We start from the raw sequence: 15,887 nt of genomic DNA on the forward strand, positions 1-15,887 counted from the left end.
GTTTATTGCACCTTGAAGAACTGCACATCGAAGCTCTGCAGTACCTGTCCGTTGTCCGTCCGAACAATTTCCACATAGCCCATATCCACGCCGTAGGCCCCCTCAATGGTGCGGAAGCGCAGCGGCAGAATGGCATCTCCCCGGATGGTGCGCGGCTCCATGAGCGTGCGATACACCGTCTGTCCGTTCACATCCTGGCGCAGGCGCACCATGACCGTGACGCTGGTCGCGCCGGAATCCGGTCCGATCAAATTGGAGAGCGTAAAGTTTGCGTCAATGGAGGCGACATAGCGGGACGAAGACTCGCTCGCCTGCGTTGATTCCACCGAGGTGACCTTAGGCCCGTCACTGAGCACCAAATCCACCGTCTTGCCTTTCTCCGTCTCCGTGCCGCTGCTTATGCTCTGCCGTATGACCTGGCCCTGCGGCACGCTATCCGAGTGCTCCTTGGTAACGGTGCCGAGCACCAAGCCCGCCTCGGTGAGTGCCTGTTTGGCGCTCTCTTCGGTGTTATAGCTAAGATCCGGCATCTTCGTTTTCTCCGGCTCCTTGCCGAGCGAAAGCACGATGGTGACTGTTTCCCCCTTTTTCACCTTCTCGGGGCTCAAGCGTACCACTTTCCCCTTTTCTACGGTATCGGAGTACTCGCTCTTCTCCTCCACGGAAAAGCCCTTCTCCGTCAACGTCTTCTTTGCGCTCTCTTCCTCTGCGCCGACCAGGTTCAGTTCCGAAAGTTCAAACTCCGCGACGCCGAGACTCAGGGTCACATAGACCTTGCTGTTTTTCTGTACGACGCTGCCCGGCTTCGGTTCCTGTTCAATGACAGTGTCCTTCGGAAACTGATCGGAATTCTTCCGGAGCTGAATGACGAGCGTGAGTTCCTCTTCTTTCAGCGCCTCCTCCGCCTCCTTGTTGCTGAGGCCGATGAGATACGGCGCATAGGCCTGCTTTTCATTCAAGGCGGAACTTTGTTCCGTTTCCGCGCTCTCACTCTCGTTCTTGCCGTCGCGTTCGCGCAGACTGCCTGAGAGTATGAGTCCGGCCGCAACACCGCCGCCGAGCAAGAGAATGAGAAGTGCCGTTCCGACCGCCTTAATCAGTTTGTTGAGACGACGATCGGTGGAATTGTTCTCATCGTCCTCGCCCCTCTCCTCCTGGTCCGCACCTTCGGGTTCGGGGAAGTTCTCTTCCGCCGGGGGCGCCTGCTGCCCCGCAAAATCCTTCGCGTTAAAGCGTATGGTATCTCCGCCTACGGCTGCTGCGGCCTGCATGCTCGGCGGCATCGCCATGGGATTCTGCGCCGCGCTCTCGAGGTCCCGTATCAACTCCGCCGCACTTTGATATCGCGCCCGCGGATCCTTCTCCAGACTCTTTAAGATAATGCGCTCAAGGCTTAACGATATTTCCGGATTCAGGGAACGCGGGGACGGCGGGTTTTGATTCAGCTGGGCAAGCAGTATGGTGACCGCCTCCGCGCCGTCAAACGGTACGCTTCCCGTGAGCATTTCATAGAGACAAATACCGAGAGAATAGAGGTCGCTGCGCGCATCGGTCGCCTTTCCCTGTGCGTGTTCCGGCGAAATATAGTGGACGGAGCCCATGGCCTCCTGCGACATGGTTTCCGTGGAGACCATGCGCGCAATGCCGAAGTCGGCCAGTTTTACCTTGCCGTCGCTCGAGATAATCATGTTCTGCGGTTTCACATCGCGGTGCACAATGCCGCGTCGATGCACCTCCGCAAGGCCGTTCGCAACCTGAATCGCGATGCCGACCGCCTCCCGTTGCTCGAGTTTACCCTTCTGATGAATGTACTCTTTCAGCGTGATGCCGTCCACAAACTCCATGACGATGTAGTAGAACCCGTCCGTGTGTTCCACTTCATAGACATTGACCAGATTGGGATGGGAAAGCTGCGCCGCGGCCAGGGCCTCCTGGGTAAAACGCTTAATAAAATCCGCGTTGTCGTTGTACTCTTCCTTGAGCACTTTGATTGCGACCGTGCGTTGCATTTTGTGACAAAATGCGCGGTACACTTCCGCCATACCGCCGCTACCTATGAGCTCTATAATTTCATAGCGATCCTGTAAGTAGGAGCCTAATCTCAATATCATTCTTCGCGCGCCCCCTCTCTCAAATCTACCAGGACCACCGAGATATTATCTCTTCCGCCCTTCTCGTTTGCCGCCTGAATCAAATGTTCCGCCTTGGAAGAAAGCTTCTCATCGCCGCGCAGTATCGCACCGATTTCATCGTCCCCCAACATATTGGTGAGTCCGTCCGTACAGAGCAGAAGCATGGAGAGCCCCTCCAAGGGCAATTCAAAAAGATCCATCTCCACTTCGGCCCCTACACCGATGGCCCGCGTGATGATGTTCTTCGCACGGTTGTATGCCTCGCTGCCGCGCCGCATTTTTCCGGCGCTCACCATCTCCTCCACATAGGAGTGATCCCTTGTAATCTGGCGGAATCCGCCGTCGGACGCGAGCTCATAGCAGCGGCTGTCTCCGATGTTAAGGATGGTCGCGCTCTGCTCCTCCAGAAAGGCCGCAACGAGCGTGGTGCCCATACCTTCCAGCTCCGTGTGCCGCTGCGCCTCCACATAGAGACTCTCGTTTGCGAGCAAAACGGCATCGCGCAGCGCGGGAAGCGGGAGTTTTCCCTCGCTCTCCCGCAATGCGGATATAATGCGCGTGGTCAAAGTCTGCGAACAGTAATCTCCGGCGCGGTGCCCCCCCATCCCGTCTGCCACGAGATAGAGATTCGGCAGGGCGCCGACCGCATGATTCTCCGCAAACACCGTATCCTGGTTGGAACTTCGTACCCTTCCCCGATCTGTCAGTGCAACTGCATTCATGAGCCACTACTCCTCTTTGCTGTTTCCTTGCTCTTTCTTGTCTCTGTAACGGCGCCGCAACTGTCCGCAGGCTCCGTCGATATCTCTCCCCATTTCTTTTCGTATCGTGACATTGATTCCGGCGCACTCCAACGCATCTCGAAAGCGATGGATTGCCGCGAGGCTCGGTTCCTTCAAGGAACGCTCGACCACCGGATTCACCGGGATCAAATTCACATGACCTTTGCGGCGGCGCAGTAGGGCAATGAGTTTCTTTGCCTCTTCCGGCGTATCGTTCACGCCCGCCACCAGACTGTATTCGAAGCTGACTCTGCGCCCCGTCTTTTCAAAATAATAGGCACAGGCATCCAGCACATCGCTAAGCGCATAGCGATTGGCTATCGGCATGAGTTGCTGTCTGGTTGCATCGTCCGCAGCATGCAGGGAGAGGGCCAGGGTGACCTGAAGCTCCTCTTCCGCAAAGCGACATATCTCCGGCACCAGACCGCAGGTAGACACCGTGATGCTACGCTGCGAGATGTTGAGCCCGTCCTTATCGCTTAAGAGCCGGATAAAACGTACCACATTGTCGTAATTATCCATGGGCTCGCCGCTTCCCATCACGACAACATTGGAGATGCGCTCACCGAGTTCTTTTTCGATTTCATAGACCTGTGCGAGCATCTCTCCCGCCGTCAAATTGCGCGCAAGCCCATCCACCGTGGAAGCACAGAAGCGACAGCCCATACGGCAGCCGACCTGAGAGCTGATGCAGACCGAATTCCCGTAGGAATAGCGCATCAGAACACTCTCTATCATATTGCCGTCCGGGAGCGAAAACAGATACTTTTGCGTTCCGTCGGTTTTAGAGACCTGCACCACTTCTCTCTTGAGACCCGGGAGACTTGCACGCTCCGCAAGCTTTTCACGGAGGCTTTTGGGGAGATTGCTCATCTCTTCAAAGCCTGCCGCCTTCTTTTGATGAAGCCAAGAAAAAACTTGTTTTGCACGAAATCCCGGTTCCCCGAGCTCTACAAGATAGCTTTTCAGTTCGTCTTGACTGAGTGAACAGAGATCCGGGACATTTGACATCTTATTCCGCCTTTCGAAACACCGAGATAAAGAAGCCGTCAAGCGGCAACCGTGACGGTAAGAGTTTTACCGCGCCGCTTCGGCAGGCTTCCGCCGCTCCGATTTCCGGAAGCTCCGCAGAAAAATCAAGCGGCGTGAGCTCCGGAAAACGGTCGAGTAACCAGCGCACGTTATCTTCGTCTTCTTCCGCCGTCAAAGTACAGGTCGAGTAGAGCAGACGTCCGCCCGGGCGAAGATAGCGAAACGCGTTGCAAAGAAAGCGTCGCTGCAACTCCTGCAGAGCGGCGATATCCGCCTCTTTGAGTCTCAGCTTGATATCCGGCTTCCTGCCGAGCACGCCGAGTCCCGAACAGGGCAAATCCGCAATCACGAGATCGAATGCCGCCTCCCAGTCCTTCCGAAAGACCCCGGCATCCGACTGCACGGGTTTTACCGAGGACGCAAAGCCCGTGCGCCGAACATTTTCCGCGATGCGCTCCACCTTCTGCGCGGACAAATCCGCACTGATTACCGTTCCCTCGCCGCGCATGAGATCCGCTGCCGCAAGGGACTTGCCGCCCGGTGCCGCACAGAGATCCAGCACGCGCTCCCCGGGTTTCGGCGCTGCGGCCGCCACGGCGAGCGTGGAACTCAAATCCTGCGCAAAGAAAAAGCCCTCATCGATGCGCGAACGCAGGGACGCCGAGAGCCCCTCCCGCGCGACAAAGCTGTCCCGGGCGTAGGGGGACTGCGTAAGTCCTTCCGTCACGGCAGCAGGTTCTCCCGCCGCGATGAATTTGGTCCGGTTAAGACGCAGGGAGAACGGAGCGGGTTCCAGATAACTCGCGGCGAGTTTCTCTGCCTCTTCGGCTCCGAATTCACGGATGAAACGCGCAGCAAGCCAGTCCGGAAGCGCATAGCGGAGGACCGGATCCGGACTCGCTGCGATTTCCGCCAGCATGGCCTCTCGCTCACGGGAAAAGCGGCGCACCAGTGCATTGACAAATCCCTTCAAGCCGAAAAGACCGCGGCGCTCGGTGAGCTTCACGGCCTCGTTGACCACTGCATGCGCCGGAATGCGGCTCAAATACAGAATTTGATAAAGTGACAGACGCAAAATGCAGCGTATGACCGGCTTTAACTTGCGGAGCGGCGTCTTGGAGCGCTCCGCAATCAGGCGGTCCAGCCTGGGCAGGTATTCAAGACTGCCGTGCACAAGGCGCTCCGAAAGAGCGCGTTCCTCTTCGGCCATCCAGGCAAATTTGTCCCGCGCCGCCGCAAGCACCACATGGGAGAACTGTCCTTCTTCCGCAATGAGAAGCAGGCAGTCCAGCGCGACGCTTCGCGCATTCGGTCCCGTCATTTGCGCTTCCTTCCGCCGAATAAAATCCAAAGTCTCAGGAGCTGAATCACGGATGAAGCCGCCCCCGCAACATAGGTCAGCGCTGCCGCAATCAACACCGATCTCGCCTGGCTCTCTTCTCTCGGCGGCAGAATGTTCAGTTCTCTCAGCTGAATCAGCGCTCTCCGGCTCGCATTGAACTCGACCGGAAGTGTAATGAGCTGGAAAATAACCGCGAGACTGAAGGCCAAAAGCCCGAGATTGATGAGCTGAGGTCCGAGTATGTTTCTGCTCTCGCCGAGCATCACGCCGATGATAATCATGGGCATGGAGAGTTTGGAGCCGATGTTCGCAAGCGGCACCAAAGCATGGCGGAAGCGAAGCGGCGCATAGCTTAAGTTGTCCTGAATCGCATGGCCGCACTCGTGCGCCGCAACGCCGACCGCCGCAATGCTGGTGGAATTATAAATGACCTCCGAGAGATTCACGGTCTTTTTTGCGGGGTCGTAGTGGTCGGTCAACTGCCCTGCGACCGGATGTACCGTGACATCGTAAATGCCGTTTGAACGCAAAATTCGCTCGGCGACCTCGCGCCCGGTAAGACCCGTGCCGCTCTGCACCTTCGAATAGCGCGCAAACATCATCTTTAAATAGCCCTGCGCCCCGAGGGTCAAAGCAAGGCCAAGCAACACCAATAGATAAGTCCAGTCCAATCCGTAATACATGTACATGCTGCCCTCCTCTCAGTAACGATTTCAGTTTTCCGCTTCGCGGATTACGGTAAAGCGGTCTCCCGGCCGCACCGAAGTGCCCCGGAGCCAAGCCGCAGCCGCCATGGCCTTCTTGCCCTCAGGCTGTAACTCGGTGATGCGAAGCGCCCCGTCTCCGGTCTGAACCAGAAGGCCGCTTTCATCGGCTGCCAAGACCTCACCGGGTGCGTGTCCTACGCTGTCGCCGCCGTGCTCTGCCTTTCTGATTTTAATCATCTTTCCGTTCAGATAAGAAAAGGTGCCGGGCCAGGGGTCTAAGCCTCGAATCAAACGGAGAATGTATGCCGCATCCCGCGAAAAGTCGAGATTTCCCATCTCTTTTCGGAGCATCTTCGCATAGGCCGTGGTGGTCTCCCCCTGTTTTTCGGGGACAATACTGCCCGTCTCGAGGCCTTTGACGGTGTCGAGTATGGCTTCCGCGCCGAGTAGCTCCAATTTCGCAAAGAGGCTTCCTCCGGTCTCTTCGGGCGAAAGTTCCAAGGGATAGCGGCGCAGAATATCTCCGGTATCCAATCCCTCATCCATCTGCATGGTCGTGATGCCGCTGACTTGCTGCCCGTCGATGATGGCCCATTGTATCGGCGCCGCACCGCGATAGGCCGGTAAGAGCGATGCGTGGATGTTCACACAGCCGTAGCGCGGCAGTTCCAGAATCTCCTTGGGCAGGAGCTGCCCGAAGGCCGTGACGACAAAGAGCTCTGCCTCCTTCGCGCGGAGCAGGTCGATAAAGCCCGCATCCCGCGCGCGTTCCGGCTGTGCGACCGGAACACCGAGACGAAGCGCCTCTTCCTTGACCGGCGGAAACTGCATCGCATGCCCTCTGCCCCGCGGCTTGTCGGGCTGCGTCACAACCAGTGCGATCTCATGGCCCGCCTCACTCAGCGCGCGGAGCGGCGCAACCGCAAAATCCGGCGTTCCGAAATAGACGATTCTCATGCTTCGTCCTCATCCTCCTCTGCCTGCATCGCTTCCAACTCCTCGTTGGTATAGAGTTCCTCTGCCATTTCGGTGTAGAGATGTCCGTCCAGATGGTCGAGCTCATGGCAGAGTGCCCGCGCGAGCAGCTCCTCTCCCTCGACCGTCACAGGCTCCATATTTTCATTGAGTGCCTTCACCTTGACGTGATTCGGGCGGGTCACAATGCCGGTTTTTCCGGGAACGCTGAGACAGCCCTCATAGCCCGTCTGTTCGCCGTCACGCGCAATGATTTCGGGGTTAATGAGCACGTGGAGTTCTCCCTCCTCGCACTCAATCACCACGAGGCGCTTCAACACGCCGACCTGCGGCGCGGCGAGACCCACGCCGTTCGCATGACGCATGGTCTCAACCATATCCTCGATGAGTGCGCGAAGATTCGGTGTCATCTCCCGCACTTCCTTTGCTCTCTGATTCAAAATGGGGTCACCGATCTCGCGTATGTTTCGAAGTGCCACTCCTTCTCCTCTCCGTCAGACAAACTCGTAAAGCACAGAGATGCCGCCCGAGACCTGTTCCCGGAACGCCTCCTCTGCCGCTGCCTTAATCTGTACCAGTATATCATAGCCCGCATGCTTCATGTAAATCATCTTCCGAAAATAGTCCTGCACGCGGTACACAGCCGCATTGACGGGCCCGATGCACTGGGGCGCGGCACCGAGTTTCTTTGCCGCAGCCTGAAGACAGTCCGCATAGCACGCAGCCGCGCGTGTCAACGCTTCCTCTTCCTTGGAAGCAAGCTGTACCGTCATCATGTGGAGCACGGGCGGATAGCCGGCCGCGCGCCGAAAGCTAAGCTCCGCAGCCGCAAAGCGCTCGTAATCCTGCGCGGCGGCGCTCTGAATCGCGTAGTGCTCGGGGCGATAGGTCTGTATCACAACCTCGCCGCGCTTTTCCCCGCGGCCGGCGCGGCCGGCCGCCTGGGTTAAGAGCTGAAAGCAACGCTCCGCGCTCGTATAATGGCTGAGGTACAGTTCTGTATCCGCCGCCATGATACCGACCAGGGTCACATTCGGAAAGTCATGCCCCTTCACTATCATCTGGGTACCCACCAGAATATCCGCCTCCTTCGCCCGGAAGCGGTCCAAAATGCTCTGTCCGCCGTCTTTCCCGCGAACGGCATCCGCATCCATGCGGAGCACGCGCGCCGCGGGAAACATGCGCTTGGTCTGCTCTGCGAGCTGCTGGGTTCCCATGCCGAAGCCCGCAATATACGGCGAGCCGCAGCTCGGGCAGCGCTCCGGTTTCACCGTCTTATAGCCACAGTAGTGGCAGCGCAGACTGCCGTCCTCGTGATAGGTAAGGCTCACGTCACAGTGCGGGCAGCTGAGAGGCTCACCGCAGCTCCGACAGGAGAGAAAACGCGCATAGCCGCGCCGGTTCATAAAGAGCATGACCTGCTCCTGTCTCGAAAGGCAGCCCTCGATTTTTTCGCGCAGACTCTCGCTGAACACAGTCCTGTTCCCGCGCTTTAACTCTTCGCGGAGGTCCGCGACCGTAGCGCTCGCCGGAACGGCACCGGGAACCGCGCGTCGCGTGAGTCTTAAAAGCCGATATTCACCTGTCTCGGCCCGCCGCCAGCTCTCCACCGAAGGCGTCGCGGAGCCGAGTATCAGCTGTGCGCCTGCGAGCTCGGCTCGCTTCGCCGCCACTTCACGCGTGTCGTAACGCGGCACCGCATCGTTTCGATAGGCGCCGTCGTGCTCTTCGTCGATGATGATGAGCCCGAGATTCGGAAAAGGCGCAAACAGGGCCGAACGGGGGCCTACCATGACGCTTGCCTCCCCGCGCGCCGCGCGGAGAAACTGGCGGTAGCGCTCGCCCTTGGCAAGCTTCGAGTGGATGATGGCGACTTCCCCGCCGAAACGCTCTTCCAGATAGCGAACGGTTTGAAAGGTCAGGTTGATCTCCGGCAGCAATAAAATTGCCTGCTTCCCCTGACGGCGCTGCTCTTCGATTAAGCGCATGTATACTTCCGTTTTTCCGCTGCCGGTCACGCCGAAGAGCAGGTAGCTGCCCCCCGGCTTCTCTGCCTCCGCTTGCCCAAGTTCCGAAAGAAGCGCACTCTGTTCCGCCGTCAGTTCACGCGCCGCCGCTTCCGAGCGCGCCGTGTGCTCGGCGCTCTCCGTATCTTTCCGCCTGCGCGCCCGCACGGCCTCCTTGACCGGCAGGACAGTTTTCAAAGCCTGATTTAACATACAGCCGTAGTGCTCGTGCATCCACACCGCAAGTGACAGCAGCCCCTCTTCCACGCCGAGTTTCTTCTCGGCGATCCCCAGAATTTCGCGGAGTTGAAACCCGCTCGGCGCTTCTTTCCGAAGAGAGAGGACATAGCCGAGTTTTGCTTCCTTCGCATTGCCGAAGGGCACTTGCACCGCAGTCCCCGGTGTGAGTTTTCCGCGCAACTCTTCGGGGATGATATACGTGAACGGGCGGTCCACGCTCTCATGGCTGATGTTCAGAATGACATCCGCATAGCGCTCGGTCAATGCTCTCCTCGCTCTCCCTGCCCCGAAAAATAATCCGCGAGTTCCGAGAACTTCATGCTGTTCGAGGCCTTGAATAAAAGAGCATCCCCCGGCTTCACGGTCTCTTTCAGTGCCGCGAAGAGTTCTTCTCGCTTTGTAAAGCACTTGAGTTCGGGGCGGTAAGCCGCTTTACAATTCTCGCGAAGCGCTGCCGCTAACGCACCCGCGAGTTCGCCGAGCGTAAACACGCAGTCCGCGCCTTCCGCCGCCGCAAGCTCCGCGCCGATTTCCCGGTGCAGTTCTATCTCCGCCGCGCCGAGTTCCTTCATATCGCCGAGTACCGCAATGCGACGGCGGTCTTTCATTTCACGCAGGATGGAGAGCGCGGCCCGCATGGAGTCCGGGCTCGCGTTATAACTGTCGTCAATCACAAGCACGCCGTCCCGCACAAAAATCTGCTGGCGATGCCGGTAGCCCTTGAAGTTCGCAAGTTCCGAAGCCGCCCCCTCAAGCGGAACACCGTAAGCTTCCGCGACCCCGAGCGCAGCGAGGGCATTCCATACCTGGTGCTCGCCCGGCACACCGAGTTTCACCTCGACTCGCTGACCGCGTATGTCTGCCGTAAATGCGGCGCAGCCGTTGACCAGGCGCACATGCTCGGCGCGGCAGTCCGCCGTCTCCGCTTTTCCGTAGGTTCGGGAAATCATATCCCCTCGAAGCACGCCGGCAAGCAGCAGCGCATCGTCCGCATTCCGGAATAAAACCGCATCTTTTTGCATGCCGTCCTGTATTTTTAATTTCTCGTCGCGTATATTCTCTCGACTTCCGAGTTCCATGAGATGGGCGGTTCCGATGTTTGTGACGACGGCTGCCGAGGGGCGCACCAGTTCACTGATAATGTGCATCTCGCCCGGGCGGCTGATGCCCATTTCGATCACGCCGATTTCCTCGTCTTCGATGTCGAGCAGGGTGAGCGGCACGCCGATCTGCGAGTTGTGATTCGCCTTGGTTTTAAATACCCGATACTTTGCCGAGAGCGCGGCCGCGATCATCTCGCGCGTGGTGGTCTTGCCCACGCTGCCGGTCACGCCGATCAGCGGAAGCGAAAGACGGCTTCTGTGCCAAGCCGAGAGCGCCTGTAAGGCAATCAGCGTATCGGAAACCCGAATGACCGCGGTCCCCGCCGCCGCTGCAGCTTCATGCTGCGCCTCCGTCAAATCCCTCGCGGTGAATACCGCCTTGGCTCCGTCCGCTATCACCTGTTCCAAAAAGCGGTGCGCATCCACCTTCTCACCGACGAGCGGCACAAATAGGGTTTCTTCCCTTACATCCCGCGAATCAATGCTGATGTATGAAACCCTTACGTCCTCGCTGCCCGACAGCAGCTCACCGCCGGTCGCCTCTCTGATTTCTCCTATGCTCAGCACGCGCATCTCATTCTCCCATCTCGCGGAGCGCTTCCTCTACGACTTCCCGATCCAGGAAGTGCGTGCGCACACCGCAAATCTCTTGATAGTCCTCGTGCCCCTTGCCGATAATCGCAATCATATCGCCGGGTTCCGCCTTCTGCACCGCATGGAAGATGGCCTCTCTCCGGTCCGGAATCTCGATGAAAGCGCCTCCGGTCTTTACAATGCTCTCGCGAATATCGGCAATGATGTCCTCGACCTTCTCATAGCGGGAATTATCCGCCGTTATGATCGAAAGATCCGCCTTCTTGCCGCCGATTTCTCCCATCGAAGTTCTGCGGTCCTTTGCGCGGTTGCCGCCGCAGCCAAAGACCACAACCAGACGCTTCGGGTGATACTCCCTGAGCGCATCGAGCAGTGCCTCCATGCTGACCGCATTGTGTGCGTAATCGACAAGGACGGTGAACGGATGCAGCTTTACAATCTCCATGCGTCCGTTCACACGGATGTTGCGGAGCCCGGCGGCCAGCACCTCGTCCGAGACACCGATTAAGTTTGCAACCGTAAGCGCCGCAAGCGCATTCTCCGCATTGAACTGTCCCGGCATACCGACTCTGACTTCCGGGACGGTCTTCTCCGGCGTCACAAAGTCAAAACACATCCCCACAAAGTCGGGATCCGCCGTGTGCGCAAGGTTTCGAAGCGTAAATTCCGCCGCCTGCTTCTCGCCGAAGCGGTACAAACGCTCGCACTTTGCCGCCTTTTCAATATAGACGGCGTGAACATCGTCCGCATTGATGATTCCGGTCTTGCACTGTGAAAAGAGCTGAGACTTCCAGTACAGATATTCCTCAAAGCTCTTGTGCTCATTCGGGCCGATGTGGTCCGGCGCGATGTTCGTAAAGACACCGTAGTCAAAGAGGATGCCGCCGGTGCGATGCAACATGAGTCCCTGGCTCGAGACCTCCATGACCACCGCCTTACAGCCGGCATCCGCCATTTTCCGGAAATTCTCCTGAATCTCATAGGACTCCGGGGTCGTGTTCTTGGTCGCAATGTGGGTGTCGCCGATTGTGATACCGTTGGTTCCGATGAGTCCGGTCTTGATGCCGCCCGCCTCGAGTAGCGCGCGCATCATATGGGTTGTCGTCGTCTTTCCCTTGGTACCGGTCACACCGACGGTAATCAGCTCCCGCGCGGGAAAGCCGAAGTAGGCCGCCGAGAGAGCCGCGAGGGCCGCGCGGGCATCGTCTGCGCGATACACGGCGATTCCTGCCGGTAGCGCTGCAACGTCGCGGTCTATGACCACTGCGGCTACTCCCATACCCGGGAGTTCCGCGAGTAAATCGTGGGAGTCGAAATTGGCTCCTTTCATGCATACAAAGAGGCAGCCTTTGCTGATTTTTCGGGAATCATAAACCAGAGCTTCCGTTTCCGTGCCGAGCTCCCCCTGCAATAAACGGCCTTTCAGCCCTTCCGCCGCCAGTTCCAATAATTTCATATCGTTTTCCCTCTCACTGCTCCATCGCTTCGAATTCTTCAATGCTCATCAGCAATTCACGGGGCTTGGTACCCTGCTCCTCGCCGACCACCCCCGCCGCCGCAAGCTGATCCATGATGCGCGCCGCGCGGTTAAAACCGATTTTAAACATACGCTGTAAGTTGCCGATCGATGCCTTATTCTTCTCGATGACAAAACGTCCCGCTTGGAAAAAGAGCGGATCTCTTCCGCTGTCCACGGTCTGTGTCTCCTTGGTCTCTCCGGAGCGCAAAATCTTATCCTCGACTTCTTCCGAGTATGCAAGCGGAAGGTCCTCCTGACGGATATACTCCACCGCCTTCTGCACTTCCTGATCCGAGACAAAGGCTCCCTGCACGCGCACCGGCTTCGGAATTCCCTGCGGGAAGAAGAGCATATCTCCTTTTCCGAGCAGTTTTTCCGCACCGACACCGTCCAAAATGGTCCGCGAGTCAATGCCCGAGGAGACCGCAAACGCGATGCGAGACGGGATGTTCGCCTTGATGAGGCCGGTAATGACATTGACACTCGGGCGCTGGGTTGCGATAACGAGATGCATACCGGCTGCACGCGCAAGCTGTGCGATGCGGCAAATAGCCTCCTCCACCTCGTTTTTCGAGACCATCATGAGATCGGCCAGCTCATCGATGATGATGACAAGCTGCGGCAAGGGCTTCGGCAAATCCTCGGGCGGCACGCTGCCGCTTGCGGCGGCCGCTCGTATTCTCTCATTGTAGCCGCGAAGATCCCTGACACCGGTCTCCGCAAACTTGCGATAGCGATCCGTCATCTCCGCGACCGCCCAGTTGAGCGCTCCGGCAGCCTTCTTCGGGTCCGTGACGACCGGAATCAGAAGATGCGGGATGCCGTTGTAGACCGAGAGCTCAACGACCTTCGGGTCTATCATGATGAGCTGCACTTCCTCCGGCCGATAGCGGTAGAGTATGCTCATAATCAGCGTGTTGATACAGACCGACTTACCGGAACCCGTCGCACCCGCAATCAGAAGATGCGGCATCTTTGCGATGTCGGTGACCACGGTCTGTCCCGCAATGTCCTTTCCGACCGCAAAATTCAGTTTTCCGTTTGCCTTCTTAAAGCGCTCGCTCTCCAATAAATCTCTTAAATAAACCGTATTGTTCTCTCGATTCGGAACCTCGATGCCGACCGCCGACTTGCCGGGGATGGGTGCCTCGATTCGTATATCCGCAGCCGCCAGGCTCAGTTTGATATCGTCGGCGAGCGCCACGATTCTGCCCACCTTGACGCCCTGTGCGGGCAAAAGTTCGTAGCGCGTCACGGCCGGGCCGCAGCTGAAATTTGTGACCTTTACGTCCACGCCGAAATTGTGCAGCGTCTCTTCGAGTTTTAACGCCGTGCTGCGGTACTCAAAGTCGCCTTCCTGCCGCTTTTCCTTGCCCTTTTCGAGCAGCTCGAGCGGCGGCGTCTTGTACTGCTTCGGTGTGTGTCCGCGCTTTGCCGCCGCAGGCTTCATTGCCTGCGGCTTCGGCTCTCGCCTCTCATGCTGCGGTATCACCGTTTCTTCGCGGCGGAAGCTAAGCGCGGGCCTTGCATCCGCTTCCGCAATCTCGATGGAGTGCGGCACTTCTTCCTCCGTGTTCCACTCCGCGCTCTCGCTCTTCTCGATTTGTGCGAGCTTTTCTTCCCACTGTTCCGGTTCTTCCTGCGAAAGCTCCGTATCCGCTTCCGTTTCCTCGTAATACACAAAGGTATTTTCGTTTACCGGCTCCGCATCCGCGTACGTTTCCGCAGAGTCCCTAGGCGACTCTGCCGGCGGCTCTGTGACCGTTGCGACCGGAGCCGTAGGCACCGTATCGTCGCGCTTTAATATTTCGTCCGCCCGTCGAAGGGCTGCAAGCAGCATCGGGTCTCCGTCCGCATAGTGATCCGGATCCGGAACCTCTACCGGCTCCTCTTCCTCCTCTGCTTCCGGCTCCGAAAAGCGAAGAACGGGCGGCAGCTCTTCCGGTGCGGACTCACGCCGCGCATGAGAGCGTGACTCCCAGTCGCTCAGAAGTTCTGTTCTGATTACCTCGCGCGGCAAATCTTCCTGCGTCTCTTCTTCGTTTGCTTCCGCAAGTACCTCTCTGCGGGTTGCGTGAAAGGCAGACAACACGTTTTCCCAGGCGCTCTCCCGAACGGGTTTCTCCTGCTCGGGCTCCTCGAATCGATATTCTTCTGTCTCTTCGCGTTTGCCGCGCTCCGACTCCAGTTGCGCCAGATGTTCTTCGATTTCCGCGGAGAGAAGCTCTCTATGCCGGGCGCGTTCTTCTCTCCTTGCTTCCCGCCGCTTGTCAAAGTCTTCCTTGGCGCGCGCATAAACCTTACCGCTCTCGCGCTGCATCATGGAGACAAAGGATTTTTCGGTGATATAAGAGAGGCAGAGTATCAAACCCACCAGTAAAATGAGCCCCGCCCCAATCGGTCCCAGTAAACCGGCGAGAACCTCCGAAAGGAGTCCGCCGAGCGCACCGCCGCCGCGCTTCGCCGCATAGAGATACGCAAAGTTTCCGCCCTCTTCTCCCTGCGCGAGGTGCACCAAGGCAATCACCAAAAGATACGTGAGCGGAAGCGCCACAGTTTTCCCGAGCGCACGTGACTTATCTTCCGTGAGGGCCCGATAGATTACAATTCCGCAGAGTAAAAACGGAAATAACAATCCGAGCCCGCCGAAAAGCCCCAGCTGTACGTCCCGGAGCACGGTGCCGAGTGCGCCGCAAAGCCCGAAATTGCTGAGCAATAAGAGAACCGCAAAGAGAGCCAAGAAGAGCGGTATCACTTCTCCGCGCAGAAATAAGAGTTGCTCCGCTTCTCGCTTTCTCTGAACCGCGGCACCGCTCTTCTTTCTGCTCCGCGGCACTGTCGCCGTTGTTTTTCGCCGCCTTCCGCTGCTTTTTTTCTGCGCCAAAACCACCCCTCCTCTCTATGAACTTTCGTTCGCTTTTCCGGAATCCTGAACTTACAGTATAGCACAAACAGGGGAATCTGTCACAGAGCGGCTCTCGCCTCCCGTGACAAATTCCCCTGTCTTATGCATTTTCGTATCTCGCGTTCAAAGCTTCAGCTTCGGCTGTCCCGCCGTCTGGATACGAATCAGTGCCCGATACAATTTTGCACGCGCCTGAATTCTCTCCTCGTCCGAGAGTTTCGCCTTGAGCCGCTCCTCGGCTCTCTGCTTTGCCTCCTCCGCACGGAGCAAATCGATTTCATCGCTCCACTCAAAGGTGGTCGGTAAAAGTCGGCACATACCGTCCATCACCGAGAGCATGCCGCCGACGCAAGCCGCCTCCCGCTCTTTTCCGTCGGGAAAGCGCAGCTTAGCCGTGCCCATGCCGACCGCAGTGCAGTAATTTGTATGACGCGCGAGGATTGCGAGATCGCCCGTGATGGTGCGGAGCGTTAAACGCTCCACCTCACCCTCATATTTCAGCCCGTCCAGCGTGACAATTTCCAAGTGGAAGTTCGCCATGCGCTCTCCT

General features: G+C 57.9%; 12 protein-coding genes. All 12 read right to left on the minus strand.

All coding sequences use genetic code 11. From position 1 onward, the window contains the following. Positions 1 to 2: 2 nt before the first annotated feature. Positions 3 to 2,111 carry a Stk1 family PASTA domain-containing Ser/Thr kinase gene (gene pknB, locus QU660_RS05325; RefSeq protein ID WP_304945509.1) on the minus strand — a complete coding sequence of 703 codons (2,109 nt, stop codon included), beginning with the start codon at positions 2,109 to 2,111 and terminating at the stop codon, positions 3 to 5. Further along, a complete protein-coding gene (locus QU660_RS05330; RefSeq protein WP_304945510.1) occupies positions 2,108 to 2,854 on the minus strand; it encodes a Stp1/IreP family PP2C-type Ser/Thr phosphatase in 747 nt (248 codons plus the stop codon). The genes pknB and QU660_RS05330 overlap by 4 nt, the downstream gene beginning before the upstream one ends. A gap of 6 nt (positions 2,855 to 2,860) precedes the next feature. After that, positions 2,861 to 3,925 carry a 23S rRNA (adenine(2503)-C(2))-methyltransferase RlmN gene (gene rlmN / locus QU660_RS05335; protein ID WP_304945511.1) on the minus strand — a complete coding sequence of 355 codons (1,065 nt, stop codon included), beginning with the start codon at positions 3,923 to 3,925 and terminating at the stop codon, positions 2,861 to 2,863. Position 3,926: 1 nt separating this feature from the next. After that, positions 3,927 to 5,267, minus strand: coding sequence for a 16S rRNA (cytosine(967)-C(5))-methyltransferase RsmB (gene rsmB / locus QU660_RS05340; protein ID WP_304945512.1), 1,341 nt, complete (start codon positions 5,265 to 5,267; stop codon positions 3,927 to 3,929). Next, complete coding sequence (locus QU660_RS05345) at positions 5,264 to 5,977, minus strand: zinc metallopeptidase (RefSeq protein WP_304945513.1); 714 nt, start codon at positions 5,975 to 5,977, stop codon at positions 5,264 to 5,266. The genes rsmB and QU660_RS05345 overlap by 4 nt, the downstream gene beginning before the upstream one ends. Before the next feature lie 24 nt (positions 5,978 to 6,001). Beyond that, positions 6,002 to 6,952: a methionyl-tRNA formyltransferase gene (fmt, locus tag QU660_RS05350; RefSeq protein ID WP_304945514.1), complete on the minus strand. Its 951-nt coding sequence runs from the start codon at positions 6,950 to 6,952 to the stop codon at positions 6,002 to 6,004. Then, positions 6,949 to 7,449: a peptide deformylase gene (def, locus tag QU660_RS05355; protein ID WP_304945515.1), complete on the minus strand. Its 501-nt coding sequence runs from the start codon at positions 7,447 to 7,449 to the stop codon at positions 6,949 to 6,951. Before def ends, fmt begins: the two co-directional genes overlap by 4 nt. 15 nt (positions 7,450 to 7,464) lie before the next feature. Next, entirely contained in the window at positions 7,465 to 9,480 is a 2,016-nt protein-coding gene (gene priA / locus QU660_RS05360) for a replication restart helicase PriA (RefSeq protein WP_304945516.1), read from the minus strand. Continuing rightward, positions 9,477 to 10,892: a UDP-N-acetylmuramoyl-tripeptide--D-alanyl-D-alanine ligase gene (locus QU660_RS05365; protein ID WP_304945517.1), complete on the minus strand. Its 1,416-nt coding sequence runs from the start codon at positions 10,890 to 10,892 to the stop codon at positions 9,477 to 9,479. Before QU660_RS05365 ends, priA begins: the two co-directional genes overlap by 4 nt. A gap of 1 nt (position 10,893) precedes the next feature. Beyond that, positions 10,894 to 12,369 (minus strand): UDP-N-acetylmuramoyl-L-alanyl-D-glutamate--2,6-diaminopimelate ligase, encoded by a 1,476-nt coding sequence (locus tag QU660_RS05370; protein ID WP_304945518.1) that lies wholly within the window; start codon positions 12,367 to 12,369, stop codon positions 10,894 to 10,896. A 13-nt stretch (positions 12,370 to 12,382) separates the two neighbouring features. Then, positions 12,383 to 15,316: a DNA translocase FtsK gene (locus QU660_RS05375; protein WP_304945519.1), complete on the minus strand. Its 2,934-nt coding sequence runs from the start codon at positions 15,314 to 15,316 to the stop codon at positions 12,383 to 12,385. Positions 15,317 to 15,460: 144 nt separating this feature from the next. Then, positions 15,461 to 15,877 (minus strand): ATP synthase F1 subunit epsilon, encoded by a 417-nt coding sequence (gene atpC, locus QU660_RS05380; RefSeq protein ID WP_304945520.1) that lies wholly within the window; start codon positions 15,875 to 15,877, stop codon positions 15,461 to 15,463. Positions 15,878 to 15,887 lie beyond the last annotated feature (10 nt).

It is taken from the genome of Stomatobaculum sp. F0698, from assembly GCF_030644385.1.
Classification (GTDB): domain Bacteria; phylum Bacillota; class Clostridia; order Lachnospirales; family Lachnospiraceae; genus Moryella.

What these genes read in the sequence shown, in the direction of transcription:
- pknB (WP_304945509.1), bottom strand. Translation starts at nt 2,111, where the DNA reads ATGATATTGAGATTAGGCTCCTACTTACAGGATCGCTATGAAATTATA.
- QU660_RS05330 (WP_304945510.1), bottom strand. Translation starts at nt 2,854, where the DNA reads ATGAATGCAGTTGCACTGACAGATCGGGGAAGGGTACGAAGTTCCAAC.
- rlmN (WP_304945511.1), bottom strand. Translation starts at nt 3,925, where the DNA reads ATGTCAAATGTCCCGGATCTCTGTTCACTCAGTCAAGACGAACTGAAA.
- rsmB (WP_304945512.1), bottom strand. Translation starts at nt 5,267, where the DNA reads ATGACGGGACCGAATGCGCGAAGCGTCGCGCTGGACTGCCTGCTTCTC.
- QU660_RS05345 (WP_304945513.1), bottom strand. Translation starts at nt 5,977, where the DNA reads ATGTACATGTATTACGGATTGGACTGGACTTATCTATTGGTGTTGCTT.
- fmt (WP_304945514.1), bottom strand. Translation starts at nt 6,952, where the DNA reads ATGAGAATCGTCTATTTCGGAACGCCGGATTTTGCGGTTGCGCCGCTC.
- QU660_RS05365 (WP_304945517.1), bottom strand. Translation starts at nt 10,892, where the DNA reads ATGCGCGTGCTGAGCATAGGAGAAATCAGAGAGGCGACCGGCGGTGAG.
- QU660_RS05370 (WP_304945518.1), bottom strand. Translation starts at nt 12,369, where the DNA reads ATGAAATTATTGGAACTGGCGGCGGAAGGGCTGAAAGGCCGTTTATTG.
- atpC (WP_304945520.1), bottom strand. Translation starts at nt 15,877, where the DNA reads ATGGCGAACTTCCACTTGGAAATTGTCACGCTGGACGGGCTGAAATAT.